Source organism: Aliifodinibius sp. S!AR15-10 (assembly GCF_031569985.1).
Classification (GTDB): domain Bacteria; phylum Bacteroidota; class Rhodothermia; order Balneolales; family Balneolaceae; genus JAMQKA01.
This window is the reverse complement of record NZ_JAMQKA010000013.1, coordinates 79,724-94,889: the sequence shown is the minus strand read 5'-3', so window position 1 is coordinate 94,889 and position 15,166 is coordinate 79,724. Positions and strand designations below refer to the sequence as shown.

At 42.8% G+C, this 15,166-nt stretch carries 11 protein-coding genes; all 11 read right to left on the bottom strand.

All coding sequences use genetic code 11. The annotated features are described in order from the left end of the window. Window positions 1-95 precede the first annotated feature (95 nt). Entirely contained in the window at window positions 96-2,111 is a 2,016-nt protein-coding gene (locus NC796_RS10795; protein WP_310684411.1) for an SPOR domain-containing protein, read from the bottom strand. Further along, window positions 2,108-2,962: a type 4a pilus biogenesis protein PilO gene (gene pilO / locus NC796_RS10790; RefSeq protein ID WP_310684410.1), complete on the bottom strand. Its 855-nt coding sequence runs from the start codon at window positions 2,960-2,962 to the stop codon at window positions 2,108-2,110. Before pilO ends, NC796_RS10795 begins: the two co-directional genes overlap by 4 nt. Window positions 2,963-2,974: 12 nt before the next feature. Further along, window positions 2,975-4,687 (bottom strand): hypothetical protein, encoded by a 1,713-nt coding sequence (locus NC796_RS10785; protein WP_310684409.1) that lies wholly within the window; start codon window positions 4,685-4,687, stop codon window positions 2,975-2,977. Between the two features lie 30 nt (window positions 4,688-4,717). After that, complete coding sequence (locus tag NC796_RS10780) at window positions 4,718-5,962, bottom strand: ATPase, T2SS/T4P/T4SS family (protein ID WP_310684408.1); 1,245 nt, start codon at window positions 5,960-5,962, stop codon at window positions 4,718-4,720. 260 nt (window positions 5,963-6,222) lie between these two features. After that, entirely contained in the window at window positions 6,223-6,726 is a 504-nt protein-coding gene (locus NC796_RS10775) for a cyclic nucleotide-binding domain-containing protein (RefSeq protein WP_310684407.1), read from the bottom strand. A gap of 146 nt (window positions 6,727-6,872) precedes the next feature. Further along, window positions 6,873-8,648 (bottom strand): ATPase, T2SS/T4P/T4SS family, encoded by a 1,776-nt coding sequence (locus tag NC796_RS10770; RefSeq protein ID WP_310684406.1) that lies wholly within the window; start codon window positions 8,646-8,648, stop codon window positions 6,873-6,875. Between the two features lie 127 nt (window positions 8,649-8,775). Next, window positions 8,776-10,122 carry a type II secretion system F family protein gene (locus NC796_RS10765; RefSeq protein WP_310684405.1) on the bottom strand — a complete coding sequence of 449 codons (1,347 nt, stop codon included), beginning with the start codon at window positions 10,120-10,122 and terminating at the stop codon, window positions 8,776-8,778. Window positions 10,123-10,236: 114 nt separating this feature from the next. Further along, complete coding sequence (locus NC796_RS10760) at window positions 10,237-10,614, bottom strand: hypothetical protein (RefSeq protein WP_310684404.1); 378 nt, start codon at window positions 10,612-10,614, stop codon at window positions 10,237-10,239. Between the two features lie 97 nt (window positions 10,615-10,711). After that, window positions 10,712-12,205 (bottom strand): O-antigen ligase family protein, encoded by a 1,494-nt coding sequence (locus NC796_RS10755; protein ID WP_310684403.1) that lies wholly within the window; start codon window positions 12,203-12,205, stop codon window positions 10,712-10,714. An 83-nt stretch (window positions 12,206-12,288) separates the two neighbouring features. Then, window positions 12,289-12,726, bottom strand: a complete 438-nt coding sequence (locus NC796_RS10750) for a hypothetical protein (RefSeq protein WP_310684402.1) — start codon at window positions 12,724-12,726, stop codon at window positions 12,289-12,291. 448 nt (window positions 12,727-13,174) lie between these two features. Further along, on the bottom strand, window positions 13,175-14,926 hold the full coding sequence (locus tag NC796_RS10745; RefSeq protein ID WP_310684401.1) for a sulfate permease: 1,752 nt from the start codon (window positions 14,924-14,926) through the stop codon (window positions 13,175-13,177). Between the last annotated feature and the right edge of the window lie 240 nt (window positions 14,927-15,166).

The following is a 15,166-nucleotide window of genomic DNA, read 5'->3' as shown; positions in this document are numbered from 1 at the left end:
AACTTCTACGAAAGCTTTGTGAAGCTTATTATCCTGCCTTGAGCCCCGTTGTAATGTAAAAGGGGTATTTATTATTTAAACGTGGCAACGCTTCATCACTTCGTTAGCAGCCAGGCTTCGGAATTGTGATACTCGCGCACATCGGAGAGGCCTGATTTTGCCTCCGCAAGTGTTTTATAACCACCATAAGCAACAAACTGGAAGCTGGAATCGGGTTCGGATAAGATCATTGCATTAAATCCTTCCTGTTCCAGTTTTTGCTGGTATTCAATGGCATTATCGTTGTTTCTGAATGAGGCCCCGATCACAAAATAATTATAATCTTCTACCGAGCCGTTATTTTGGGTTGGCATCGGTGGCATCGGTTGCTTGTCGACCTGCTCATCCGCTTGATCTTGTGAGGTATTTGGCTCGTCCTGATTAGTAACAGATTCCTCCTGCTCAGTTGGTGTTTCCTGGTTCTCTTCTGCAGCCATCGAATCCTGTTGCCCGGCATCTTCACCTTCACTTCCCAAATTCAGTGGGACGGGATCTGATTTCACTTCAGGGTCAACGTAATCCGGCTCCTCAGATTTTGCCTGCTCTTTATTTGTTGAATCCGCTGCTGATACCGGTTCCTCATCGGGCTGATCGGTCTCATTTTCAGGGTTCTGATCCGGCATCTCCTGCTCAGGTTCTTCAGGAGACTCGTCATCAGACTCCATGATCTCCTCCATCCGGGTCGGACTATATTCTTCCTTCCGCTCAATATTATCCCGAATCCGCTTGCGTTCTTCATTTAATACATCAAATTTGTTTGTATTGACGTTATCATACCGCTCCTGAATTGTGGGTTCAATTTCAGCTTGTACCAAGATCACAAGCTCCCTCATCTGGTAATCCTTGGAGTTATAGCCAAACAGGTAACGGAGTCCAAATAACCATGGTGGAAGATCTTTAAGTATAGGAACTCCTCTTCTTACTTCAGATACTTCTGAGCGATATAATCCGGCAACCGCAGTAGCCTCTTCATTAACTAATATTGCCTGTGTTTGTGCCTGCTGCTTATTTATTATAGTGCTTACCGGGTCGGGCTGTGCAGAAGAGCGCTCAGCTGCAATATCAAGATGAATCACCGTCGTATCATTCTGCTCAATAATGGTTGGTGTTACAGTAAGGATGGTACCAACGCTAAAAAACTCATCCGTAACATTCCCGGCAAAATCACGCTGCTTAATAGAAAAGTCCTGTCCCACCTGTATACGTCCTTCTTCCCCGTCCATAACTTTAATTGTCGGAGAAGCGAGAATTTCGCCAAGGTTATCAGCCTCAAATGCACTGAACAGGGCCTGCACTTCAATACCGGTATTTCCAACTTGCCCAAAATTCACTAACGCATTGAATACGTTTTGCGACACATTCTGCGCTCCCTTGGAGTTCACAGAAACAAATTTGTCATTAAATCCTGAGGTTGCGGGTAGCTGACCGGAATTTTGGCCACCTTGGCCACCGCCACCTCCACCGCCACCACTACCACCGCCGGCTTGCGGATTAACGAATCCACCAACGCTGGCAGGAACATTTTCTGTCAAGGTTGACCAGTCAACCCCGACTTCGCGTAGAGCCCGGCGACTGCCTTCGAAGAAGATAGCGTTAATCCGAACCTCTCGACTGTCTATAGTGGCAACAATTTCGCCATCCCCCTGCTGTTGTCCTTGCTGCGACGCCTGGGCCTGACCGCCACCACCGTTCGTTCCCTCTCCAGCATTTTGCTGGTAGGCTACGATCTCAAAAAATTCTTTTTGTTCAAGAAGCACTAAGTTTTTGACGCGCAGCATGAGGTCCAGGGCATCTCTCCAGTGCATAGGCGGAACCGAAATGCCAATACTTCCCTCCGTATTCGTACGATCAATGATAACCTTGTTAAGGTTTTCCTGTGCAAATTCATTGATCACATCCAGCGCCCGCTGAAAAGAGGTGCTGCGGTCAAATGTAACCACTTCATCGGGATTCGTGTATTCCCGCGGAATCCTGTCTTGTCCATAAACCTCCGGTGGAAGAAAAGAATTCAGCAAAAGGAAAAATAGCGGAAATATTAAAATCCTGAACATAACTGTATTGTTATTTTTCATTGTTGTACCTCCATCGTAACACGCTCAATGATACCGCCTTTATTTAGCACAAATGTAGCTGATTGCCGTTTTAGATTGATTGATTCCAACCTTCCTAAATAAACCTGTTGACCAACCTGAATACCCTGCATGGCACCATTTTGATCTATTACAAAAACCTTGTCAGAGCTAATTGCCACCAAACTGCTGCTCTCTACGTTTGTCAAGTTATCTTCATTGGGTTGAATGTCTCGAATAAGGGGATAGAAAGGATTATAAACTGATCCCGTTACCGTAGATTCTGCTATAGTCAGCGGGGGCGTTTCTACCTTGGTTCCCCGCCTGTACAAACTTTCCAGCGCGAAACTAAAATTAACATTTCCGTACTCTTCAACATTGTTAATCGGTGATATCGTCAAGTTTCTCACCTTGTTTATCGGTTTACTAAATTCAATTTTTCGAACCATGTTGACCACATTACGATAATATCCCGTACCGGAAATCGATGTGTTAATCACACCATATTGCCCCTGGCTTGAAGAGTCAGCAAATGTGAATGTAAAATCGGTGTAAGAGGAACCCGTATTCAACCGGTTTATGAAATCAAACACCTTATCTTCATTATTGTCAGGATACAGGGCCTTATCATAATTCTGGATATAATACTGTGCATTTTCATACTGCTCAGAAAGTGGTTCGTACTGGTTAGCTGTTTGCTGCTTGCTGGCCAATTCCGTGCGCTTTTCTGTCAGCTGGTTTTCGAGGGTTTCCAGTTCAGGTTCCTGTATAAAAGCGATATAACACCATCCTCCTGCAGTAATCAGCAGAAAAACAAGCAATAAAATTAATGTATTACGTAAAGCGTATGACATAAATAGAGAGAGCTATTTACCCAATATAGTTTTAAGATCTTCCGGACGAGGTGGCGAATATTGCGACTTGTCAACAGTAAATTCAGAGACTACAATAGAAAATCGATAGATCTCCTGTTCACGAATCTCTTCAATATTCACATTCATTAGAGTAGCTTCATTAAATATATCTACTACCTCTGGAATTTGATTACGGTAGAGCGAATATCCACTAAGCATGATCCCCTGCTCGCTATTTTGCATCCCGGTAAACCATGTCGCCTGGACATTGCTATTCATACCACTATTCATGATATCCAGTTTGCTGCTCCATTCCCGGGTACCCCTGCTTAAGGTGTCCAAAAGAACGAGCTCCTCACGCAGGGAGGCGAGCTGATTACTTAATTTATTTGTTGCATTGACGGTCGGGGTAATTTGTTCAATTTGTGAATTGACACGGACCAGTTCGTTCTGTACTGTTTGGATTCGCTGAGCATTTTGCTGATAAAAGTAGTTAATGGTAGCCGGGGCGAACAATATCAGCAACAAAAGAAGTACACCGTGCCATTGAAGTTTAAATATTTTTTGACGTTCAATGATATAATCCGGAATAATTGACAGCTTCGGAAAGCTTTCCTTCTCTGCTCCGGATGCTGCCCAAGCAACGCCAATAGCTGTTGTAAACGCATTGGCACTGCTCAGATCCTGGTCGCCATAGTTAAATTTACCGCTGTCAAACTGGAAATTTTCAACGGATACATCGGGGAAGTTCTTCTTGAAAAAATCTGTAGCCTCTTTCCCAACCGAATTGTTCACCAGGATTAGCTGGTCAAGGTTTGGAACTTCACCTGTATCCAGCTGAAAAAGGATTTTACTAAAAATAGTATTCAGGAATCCTCTTTTTCGGGTTCCCTCATTAATGATTGGGGAAACAAGCCAGATTTCCTCTCCTTTCATAAATATGAGACGACACCGTTCCGGTCCGAACTGTATGATGCCGGTAATCTGGTCTGCCTGTAACTCATAATTTGTTTTCACAAGGCCAACCAAGCTGACCTCATCCGGCAAAATTTCATCGATAAAAAGCTTTCCGCTGTAAAGCTCACGGGTATTATCTATCAAATCCAGCAGTTTTGGATCTTCATCAATCGAAGCCAGAATCAAGGATCCATTTTCACGTACTTCATATGCATACCTGTCGGATGATTTGGGCATTCCATAGATCGATTCCAACTTATCTTCCAGGTCGGCAATGAGGTCCTTTTTCTTAACCTCTTTGAAATTGGTATCCCGAATAATCTGGAATATGGTGTCTCCAGCCTCAATATTAATTCCCAAACGGATGCTGGTGTCATCAATCTCAGTCAGGATATTATAGAGCAGAACTTCATTCGATTGCCCTCCCTCTTCGGCCTCTTCCACCATATCGAGAGAAAGCAGATCATCCTCCCCGGCTCCCTCCTCGTCATCCATATCATCGAGGTTGATCTCTTCCGCCTCGTCCTGCTCTGCTGCAGAACTCATCGATTCCTCTAGTCCAAATATGGAGTCGGTATCTTCAACCTCTTCAAAGCCATCTCCTTCGGCAGTGTCTGCCCCTGTCGGCCGCCTGGACTCTAACTTCTCTACCAGGGAAACCTTGTCAAGCTTTACGAGATGTACCTTGCCCTTCTCATATTTGATGCGGGCAATTTTCAACAAACTGCCCTCAATTACGATACCCGTATATTCGTTGCTCCCGAACATTAAGCCGTCAATAAAGTTAAATATTCAATTTTAGAGATCATTTCCAGTGAGAAGCTGCATTACACGCTTTTTGTTATTGGCATTATTTATCGCCTCTTCCCTGGAAATTTTACCCTCATCATAAAGCCGTTTGAGATCTTGTTCCATGGTGTTCATCCCCTTTTCTCCACCTTCCATCAGCATTTGATAAATCTCATTCACATTGTTGTTTCGGATGGCTGCCTTTACGGAACTGTTGACCAGCAAAACTTCTTTGGCGAGAACTCGCTTACCATCGAGACTTGGGACCAGTTTCTGGCTAATGACGCAGGTTAACACGTCTGCCAGTCTTGTTCGCACCCGGTTCTGCTCATCGGGCGGCACCTCACCCAAAATTCGCTCAATACTTTCCATGGCAGAGGAAGTGTGGAGCGTACCAAAGGTTTTGTGACCCGAATCGGTAATCTCCAACGTCGTCATTATAGTTTCCGGGTCTCTGAGCTCCCCAACAACAATAATGTCGGGGTCCTGTCGCAAAGCCTGAACGGCGCCCTCCTTGAAAGAAGCCACATCACGACCAACTTCACGGTGTCGTACCACTGATCGTATCGGGTCATGAATCAGCTCTACCGGGGATGCAATAATTACTATGTGGGAGTCGATGCTTCTGTTGTTGGCATCGATAATGGTGTCGAGCGTAGATGATTTCCCCGATCCTGTAATCCCGGTGATGAGGGTAAGCCCGTACTTGTAATATTTAAGACTGAGGGCTTTGGCAATCTCCGGGTGCAGGTTCAGTCCCCGAAAAGGCCGGATTTCATTCTCTATCTTCCGCATGTTCAATGCCAGGTGCTCCAGGTCAAAATACATATCGGCACGGAACCGCTGGCTTTCTTCTCCAAGCTCAATGGAATAAGAGAAGTCAAGATTTTTGTTATCCAACAGGTGCTGACGCTGAGTTGGCATAATGGCATTATGCAGCAGGAAGTCAGTTTCTACCAAGCTAAGTTCGTAGTCAACCTTCTGTGAGGGTGATTTGTCCCCGTGAATTCTGTACCAAACTTTACCACCGCATCCCGGTCCACCAATATCAATATCTGAGGCCTCGTTGTCATTCATCTCCATCAAAAAATCATCCAGAATATTTGTCAGCGTTATCCGGACCTCATCCGACTGGTTTTCTATAATTCGCCCAATCTCTTTATGCCTTTCCAACCCTTTGGCCGTTTTTGACATCTGGTTTGCCATCGGCGCAGCCAGTTCTTTCAGTCGATTTGTACCTACAGCCTGTTCCATAGAATTTGAAGTATAGTTTATTATCCCTTACTAGATCTCTTCAATTTTATTCCACATGGTAAGAGACAATCAATGATATTAATTTATTCGAGTATGTAGTATTATAAGAATATTTAGAATACTATGAACTGATATTTTGCAAACGGGTCTGACCCATTATAGAAAAAAAGACTAATATTAAAAAATCTTAACTTTATTTATCAATCTTTACTCACATCGGTTCTTTGACAGGTGGGGTTATTCAGTGTTCATCGCGCCCATTACCAGCCAGTATCATTCAATAATCGCTTTTTAAGCTTTAATAACTGAACATTCATATTACTGATCTTTTGCTGCTGAATTTCAATAATATTGCGGGTGAAAATATTAAAAAGTTTTTCCGGCTTCTTGCGAAAGAAATTCAACGCGTCATACCGCTTGAATTGAAGAAGCAGACTTTCCCCTTCAGATACTACTTTTGCCATCCGATTGTTTTTGCTGAATAAGAACGTTTCACCCAAAAAATTGCCTTCTGAAAGTACAGCCAACTGGATATTATCTTTCCAAATTGAAACTTTGCCTTCCGCAATAAGGAAAGCCGAATTTACATACTCTGATTCATTGATAATAACATCATCCTGCATAAACCGTTCTTCAACCCCAAGGTTGAGGAATTCCATGATATCCTCATAGTGGAAATTTCTCAAAAGTAATGGAGGCTCCTTTAAAAACCTCCGGATATAATCGGGAGTTACATCTCGTTCAGTTTGACCATCATCGATCATAATACTATCTCCTTAAGTTGATGCCTTAATTACCGTACAGGATGGACATCTATAGATATATACATTTTATTTTAACAGTTAAACTATTCAGTGTAAATATGTCAATTAAATTGAATTTAATTAACGTAATATAATGTTCAGCCTATTTAATCTTCTATCGTGATTGCTACAATTTCTTCAATGGTTGTGATGCCAGACTTAATACGTTCACGTCCAGATCCCCGCAGACTCAACATACCCTGACTCATAGCATATTCTTTGATTCCCAGCTCATCAATTTCACTGCCCGATTCAAGGATCATCTTTCGGATCTGCTTGTCGAAATACAGCGCCTCCATAATTGCCGCCCGTCCCTTGAACCCGATGCCGTTGCACTTTTCGCACCCCACCGCCCGGTAAAAGGTGGTTTCCTCAACCTCTTTTTCTGTAAACCCAATACCCTTGGCCGTCTCTGGATGGGGCTCGTAGGCCTCCTTACAATTACTGCAGAGCCTCCGAACCAATCGCTGTGCCATAATCAAATTTACCGCACTTGAGATCAGGAACGGTTCCACACCCATTTTGTATAATCGCGATATGGCACTGGGAGCATCATTCGTGTGAAGTGTAGAAAAGGTCAGGTGACCGGTATTCGCAAGTTTAATCGCAATTTCAGCCGTTTTCAGGTCCCGGATCTCACCTACCAGCACAATATCCGGATCGTGCCGCAAAATCCCGCGCATGGCCTGGTCAAACGTCATGTGGTTGCTGAGCTTGAGCTGACGGGCCCCCTCAATAAGATACTCCACGGGATCCTCTACTGTCAGCACATTCACCGTGGGTTCAATCACGTAATAGAGGGCGGCAACCAGCGTCGTCGATTTACCACTACCGGTGGGCCCTGTTACGATCACAATACCAGAGGGCTTCTCAATAGCTTTTACAAAATCTTCTTTCGCCTTGGTCTGGAGGCCCAATTTTCCAAGGTCGGTTATCACCTTGCGATCATCCAGGATTCGAATAACGATCGATTCAAACTTGCGGTCAAACTGTTCCCCTACCATCGGCATAATGGAAACCCGATAGCGGATGCTGTGGTTATCTACCGCTCGCTGAATAAAGCCGTCTTGGGAAGCATCGCGTTCAAAACGGTCTACATTACGGGTTTTATCCTTAACAACGGCCGATATCGCTTCCGGTTTTACATTCTTTTGCTCATACCACATCTGTAGTTTACCGTCAATACGAAAACGGATATCCGTCGTGGTCTTTCCCGTTGGAATAATGTGAATATCACTAACCCCCTGACGCACTGCCTCAACGAGCATACCCTCCACAAGGGAGTTGAGCATACTCTGGTTGATCTCGGCGTCGATCTCCTCTTCGTCAATCTGGTCTTCCGACTCCTGCAGGTCAGGCTCCTCGTAGTCAATCTCTTCCAGCAGGTCCAGGAACTCATTTTTCTGTTCATAGACCTCCGTCAAAATCTGCTCGACAAGCTCGTACCGGCAATAAAAAATTTCGAAATGCTTGAAATTAAGCCGGGAAATGATTGTTGAAAGCGTCGGATCAGAGGGATCGGCGGCGGCAATCGTCAGCTCATTTTGACTCTTCTGCAGTGGCACCGCCTTTTGGTGTACAAGCTCGTCAATGATTTCCTGGGGAAGGTCCTCAATATTTTTTTGGATCTCCTCGATTACACTGCCATCAATTTTATCCACTCCTTCAAAAACCTCGTCAAAGGCATAGATATTGGCAATCTCTTTCATGACGGCATGCCGGTCCAAGCCCAAATCCTGGTATAGAATCTGCCCTAACCGGCGGTTCGTGGATTCCGGCTCCTCCTCGAGAATAGAGTTAGCGGTGCTTAACTGCTCCTCGCTAATCACTCCCCGGTTCAGGAGAATATTGCCTATATGTCTGCGGGTATTGACCTTGCCCATAGTTTTTCATTTATCAAGCTCAAACAACAACTATTCGTAATACTCAACAATCTCAGTGAGTGTAGAACTAATCCGTTTTATAACTCTCAATTGTTATTCGGTGCATGGATAATTGTAATTCCTCGAGTTACATTCCTGACTGTGGCTTAATCAGTGCCGATTCAGATGAAACGACAGTAATCGCAACAAGAGCAATACAAATAAACAGGTTCACAAAAAGACTGATCAGGTCAATCACAGATTCCATCTTATACGTGGTCTGTATTTCATAATATTCAGCCAGCTGTTGCGCGTTCTCACGAAGAGCACCCGATTCCGCCCCCAGCTTAAACCGGCTGATAGCCGTATTCGTAAACACACCGGTTGCTTTGAGTGATTCTATCAACCCGGCTCCCTCTTTCAGCATCATTTTGATGGCAACTTCTTTGATCTGTTTCTCCATGTATTTATTTCTGCATGCTTCTGCCGCCACCTTGATTACCTCAATATTTTGCCCGGATCCACTGTAAAGGGTATAGAATACACGGGAAAAAATCTCGATACTCGTCTTGTGCATCAAATCACCCATGACAGGTAGTTTGTGGATATGCTTATCCAACATAAGCTTCCCTTTTGGAGTCTTTATATAATATATAAATCCAACTATGGGAAGAATCGTCCCCAACGTAAGGTATAGCCAATTTGTCTGGAGCCAGGCACTCCAATCTAATGTGGCAGCCGTCATCGGGGCTTGCTGCTCAAGGTTGATATCCATATCCACAAATACACCTGCCATCTCGGGGAATATATACCCGACATAGAAAAGCACAACTCCAATAACTGCAATTACCGTAATGGTAGGCATCATCAGCGAACGGCGCAGATTTTTCTTAAACTCGGCATCCCGCTCCATGAATTTAGCCGTGCTCTCAAACACTTCGGCCATGTTACCACTGGTGGAAGCAACGCTGAGCATGTAAGCGGCAAACTTGCCAAAGACATCTTCATGCTTGCCATAGACTTCGGATCCCTCTTTACCATCCTTCAGATCTTTTTGAATCTGCTTGATGACCTCTTTCATCCGCTTGTTTTGCGTATCTTCGTAAAGGAGCGTCAAAATCTCATCAAAGCTGAGCTGCTGCTTCAGAAGGTCGGCCGAAAGGCGAATAAACGTAACAACCTCCTTGTTGGGAACACCACCCTTCCAATCAAACCATTTTTTATTGATACTGATGACTTTATACCCCAGCTTGACCAGCGCTTTTTCGAGCTCTTCTTTACTGTAGGCCTCTTGTTCGCCCTTTACTTCATTCTTAGCGCCTTTTTTGACCTTGTATACATAGGTCTCTTTTTTATCAATAGAATGAACTTTCAAGCCATTTTTACGGGAGATCTTTTCAACTTTCTTCTCGGCATCCTTCTTGGAATCAGCCTCAAATTCTGTTTTTATCATCTTGCCCTGGGCCGAGGTTGCCTTTAATCTAAACTGTGCCATCTGTCTGTAGTATTTTATCTTTTGAATCAGCCGTAATTTAGCCAACTGCTTTAAGCAACATGATGCAAATAATAAGCCGTTGTTACAAATAAAAAGCGAAAATGCCGTTCAACATTAATAATCCCAATCAACTTGTAGTTGGTCGTTTTTAAATTCTGCCGTCGCAATAAGAGTTGCGTCTTCATACCGTCCCTCTCCCTTCACCTCCAGGGAGTTTCCGCTACCGGTCAAGGAATAGGTGCCGTTAGCCGTTGAATCTCCAATGCTGATATCCGTCATATCAATGTCATCAAAGCTCCGGCCACCGCCCTGCATCATCTCATGCCTGAAATAATAAGCCTGCGCTTCATTTAGGATAAGAATCATATCTTGCTGAACAGCATCAAGGTTAGCACTTTCGTTGCTCTCCTGCATAGTATCAATCGCAATAATAGAAGCAATTGCTACAATTACAGTAACTAATATGATGATGAATATTTGTTGTTGCCCCATAACTTTCCATATGAATTAGTATATAGTAGAATATTTAATTTCTTGATTCAATCATAATACATGAAGGAATTCTAATTCTACGCTTAAAATAAGGTCTTCAATTATCCACATTCACGGCATCCTCATATATCAAACCCTGCTCCCAAAAACGAGGGTGTACTTTGGGTTTATCAAATTGCTTTCTATAGAGCTCATGAGTCTTATCAAGCCTAGGTATATCAGGTTTAACCAATATGCATAATCCAATAATTAAACATAAATAGACTACTGATAAATGCTTTCTCTTAACTGAAATTATTTTACTGTTATCATTTTTTCGATTCCATAAACTGATAAGCCAAGAAATAATAATTATCGCCCAGATCTGGCTTACAGGAGTGTGGAAAACTCCACTAACGCCAGCATGCAAAAATCCAGCCATGGCGGACCCGAAAAACCCCATATATACGGTAGAATTACGATAAGTAAGGTTATTGAATACAAAATTACTGTTTAGAAATCTCTTTTTTATAAAAACCACATACAATATCAGTAAAGCTAAGAAGCCCAAGAAAGCTACCCCTCCCCACTCTGATAGTAATTGCAAGTAAAAATTATGAGGATGGGCAAAATAAGGCACTTCTTGTAGAACAGCATAGTGCATAGGGCCAGCTCCCATAAGTGGACTTGCAAACCACATCTCCAGAGCTCTTACCCACATTCCCAAACGTCCACTGTCGGTCATTCGTGCGACTGGTAATGATTTGCTGGGTACGAATATTTGAAAAAGTAAGTAGTAAATAACAAAGCCGGCAATTGCAGTACATACAGCAATGCCCAAAAACCGGTAGCTTTTTTTCCTAAATAGTATAAATAAAAAGAAACCGGAAATAATCAGTGCTACCAGAGTTCCTCGTGCACCAGAGGCAAAAACCAAACTCCACCAACAAGCAATTAAAATGAACAGTAGATTTCTATAAATTTTTTTCGTCTTAAAAAAAAGTGCTAGGGAAATAAGTAGTGGCAGTGTCCATGTCTGGATATGATTGAAAAAACGTTTGTGAACAAAATTAAGGACCTCTTTACCGTTATAAACATTATCTCCAATATGCAATGATACGGACAGTCTATCGGGCCACATAGGAACCAATGGATTCAAATGGGCTGCTATGTAATTGCCAAAAAAATAGATCAAATATACAGTTGAGAAAATAACAGCCAATGATTGAACAAATACACCAAGCCTATAATGTCCAAATACATCTCTTTTTGAAATTAAAATAATTGTTAAAATAACTATGCTAAATAGAAATGCTTCAATAAACCCATATCTTGGAAATTTCGATAGATAAGCTGAGATAATTCCAAATGATGTGAAGACACATAATGATGTAGCACATAAATGAGATATATATAAGTCTTCCTTTTCATTTTTTAATTGAAAGGTAAGACACAAAAACAATATAGATAAGCCTACAAATAAGCATAACTCAAAAATTCTTTTAGAGTCATACATTCCAATACCAGCTATCGGAATAAATAATGCGAGAAATACAAAAGCCCCAATTAGGTATAGGGGAATATTTCTAAATTTAATTTGGGTTTTTAGCATTATGATCCAATCATATAAAAAAGCCTCCTCCCCTATAAAGCAGGAGAGAAGGCTTTGCAGAACAGATTAAAAGTTTTGATTATTTATGATCCCCAGCTCAGACCATCTGGTTGAATTTCTGCCGAAAGACTGTTAGTAGCAGTTGCATTTTCAGGATCAGAAGCATCGTAGTTATCGTCACTAGCTGGGTGGGCAGTGATTGTGATACCTGTTGCAGAACCATCGTCGCTTAGGACATAAGTTCCATTTTCATTCCATGCTATCATGCCACTAGAACTGATAGTACCACCAAAAGCTATATTTTCAAATGTCATACCATCAAAATCTTGTCCTCCACCACCCAGCATATCAGGCTTCATATAATAGCCTTGTGCTGAGGCAGCGATTGAAGCAACATCCTGGCGAACAGCATCAAGGTTTGCGCTGTCAGCTGCACTTGAGAATGTGTTAATTGCCACTACCGTAGCGATACCGACGATAATGGTTACGAGAATTACGAGTAACAATTGTTGTTGACCCATGGTTTTATCTCCTTAGATTTTATCTTTTTTTATTGGTTGTTTGTAGACTCAATTTTTGGTAATAGCCGTTGACCGACATTTCTACCATGTTTGTTGTACACTCTACAAGAGAGTGAAAATTGTATCTGTTACAAATTTTATTACTACACAAACATTAGCCCTAAATACAGTACAGTTCAAGTTAGATTTTATTAACTATACAGTGATATCGGCATACAAAAGATTGCTGACTTATCAGTAAAAGTCAATACATAGATTAAAGATTTCTAATATTTGGAGCGGTCACCTTTTCTATATCCCGTTCAAATCAACCTGACCACCCCATAGGCAAATGTATAAAAAACAATTCTTTAGGCATCATTACGTGCTGAGAAAAAGTACCGGTACAAGAATGAAAACTATAACATTAGAATTTATTTAATGCACAAAGCACTTGGTAACTGACCAATCAATCTACGGTGTCCATATAATCAGAGAACCTATGGTCTGAGCTATTTTTTTTCTGCCACTTTTCTAAAATGTATTGGACAGCCTGGTGGGTCGTCATATGGAAATGGGCCCCTCCCAGCCTCCTTGCCAAGCCGGATCGCAGCATAATATCCCGTACGGGACCCTTGAGGCCAGCAAAGTGCAGATCGATATTGATCTCCTGCAAACTTTCCACAACATTCTGCAGGGCTTCAATGGCCGTGGTATCCAAATCGTTAATGCTACGGCCTTCAATGATAACGGCCTCAATCCGTCGGTTTTCCTCTTCACTTTTTGATATAATATATTCTTTGAAGTATTCCGCATTGTGGAATGAGAAGGAGGCGTCAACGCGCAGCACCAGCAGTCCCTGGATTCGATCAGCCTCGGGGTAGCGACTGATATCCCGGAAAAAGTGTGAGCCTGTTATATGTCCCAGTTCTGCAACATTCGGTCGGCTGGCCTGCACCAATACGCCGATCAGAGAGGCTCCTACACCCAATAGTATCCCTTCTTGTATACCTATCAGCAATATGGTGACAAACGTGAACAGCGCAATATACCCATCCCGCTCCTTTGTCCTGAACAGGTAGCGTATCTGCTCAATCTCAATAAGTCCCAACGAAGCAACAATAATGATCGCAGAAAGTGCCGGCATTGGAACGAAGTAGAAAAGCGGGGTCAAAAATAACAAGGTCAGGCCAATAGAGATCGCTGCAAATATATTGGTGAGAGGTGTCTTTGCCCCGGCCTGCTCATTGACGGCTGATCTGGAGAAGCTGCCGGATATCGGCAGACTTCTGAAAAAGCCACCAAGCAGGTTGGCCGTACCCAGGGCCATCAATTCACGATTGGGACTGATGGCATATTTGTGTTTGGTGGCAAATGTTCGGCCCAACGTTACTACATTCATAAACTGCACGAGTGCCAATGTCAGTATTGTAGGCACCAGGCGCCTGAGCTCTTCAAAGCTGAACGACGGTATTGTTGGGGCTGGTAGCCCTCTTTCTATATACCCCACAACCTCTACCCCTTCTTTAGCAAGGCCTAATCCCCACACTAAAACAGAACTTATGATCACAAGCAGCAATGCTTCGGGAGCAAATGGTGCTATCCTGCGAGACAATACCAGCAGTACTATCCCCCCGATTCCGATACCGAATGTAAGCAGGTGGAGATCATCCCACACGAAAGTCAACTCCATGACAATATCGTATATATACTGGCTTTGTGTAATTTCAATCCCGGTCAAATTACCAAGCTGGCTAAAAGAAATGATGAGGGGGGCTGCGGTCGTAAATCCAATAATCACCGGCTTCGAGAGCAAATTGACGATAAAGCCCAACCGGGCCACCGACATCGCAATCTGGGTGATCCCTACAAAAACAGAGAGCAGAATTACCAACGATATGTATTGTGGTGTGCCCGGTTCAGCGATTAGTCCAACACCTGCAGCAACAACCAGCATATCAATTGCGACAACTCCCACAGCCAGGTGACGGGAAGTCCCGAATAGTGGATAAATGAGAAGAGGAACTAACGAAGCATATAACCCATAAATGGCTGGCACTCCTGCCAAAACCGCATACGCCATTCCCTGCGGTATAAGCATGACCCCCACCGTTACGCCGGCAAACAGATCTTTTTTAAAGGTTTCGGAAGAATATTCGGAGAGCCACTTAAAAATAGTGAGTTTCGAAAGAAACCAATCGTATTGCTCTTTCAAACTCATATAAACAGGAGTTAGGTGTCCATTTATCAGTTACTAATAATTCGCAACTAACCCAATTTTAAAAAAAATTGCAGACACATGTTGCAATATATCTTGAACTATATCCACAGAGATTGGTTTTAAAATTTACGTTTTAAATGGAAATACTAATAGAGACAAACAGGAATTTGCAACCTGAAATTGGTATTGTCACGAATGACTATTGTTTTCACTGAATATTTTTTTTACAATAGTATCAAG

Bases quoted from the DNA above. Each gene is read 5' to 3' on its own strand.
- NC796_RS10775 (WP_310684407.1), bottom strand. From the start codon at position 6,726: ATGATCGATGATGGTCAAACTGAACGAGATGTAACTCCCGATTATATC.
- NC796_RS10760 (WP_310684404.1), bottom strand. From the start codon at position 10,614: ATGGGGCAACAACAAATATTCATCATCATATTAGTTACTGTAATTGTA.
- pilO (WP_310684410.1), bottom strand. From the start codon at position 2,962: ATGTCATACGCTTTACGTAATACATTAATTTTATTGCTTGTTTTTCTG.
- NC796_RS10780 (WP_310684408.1), bottom strand. From the start codon at position 5,962: ATGGAACAGGCTGTAGGTACAAATCGACTGAAAGAACTGGCTGCGCCG.
- NC796_RS10755 (WP_310684403.1), bottom strand. From the start codon at position 12,205: ATGCTAAAAACCCAAATTAAATTTAGAAATATTCCCCTATACCTAATT.
- NC796_RS10785 (WP_310684409.1), bottom strand. From the start codon at position 4,687: ATGTTCGGGAGCAACGAATATACGGGTATCGTAATTGAGGGCAGTTTG.
- NC796_RS10750 (WP_310684402.1), bottom strand. From the start codon at position 12,726: ATGGGTCAACAACAATTGTTACTCGTAATTCTCGTAACCATTATCGTC.
- NC796_RS10745 (WP_310684401.1), bottom strand. From the start codon at position 14,926: ATGAGTTTGAAAGAGCAATACGATTGGTTTCTTTCGAAACTCACTATT.
- NC796_RS10795 (WP_310684411.1), bottom strand. From the start codon at position 2,111: ATGAAAAATAACAATACAGTTATGTTCAGGATTTTAATATTTCCGCTA.
- NC796_RS10765 (WP_310684405.1), bottom strand. From the start codon at position 10,122: ATGGCACAGTTTAGATTAAAGGCAACCTCGGCCCAGGGCAAGATGATA.
- NC796_RS10770 (WP_310684406.1), bottom strand. From the start codon at position 8,648: ATGGGCAAGGTCAATACCCGCAGACATATAGGCAATATTCTCCTGAAC.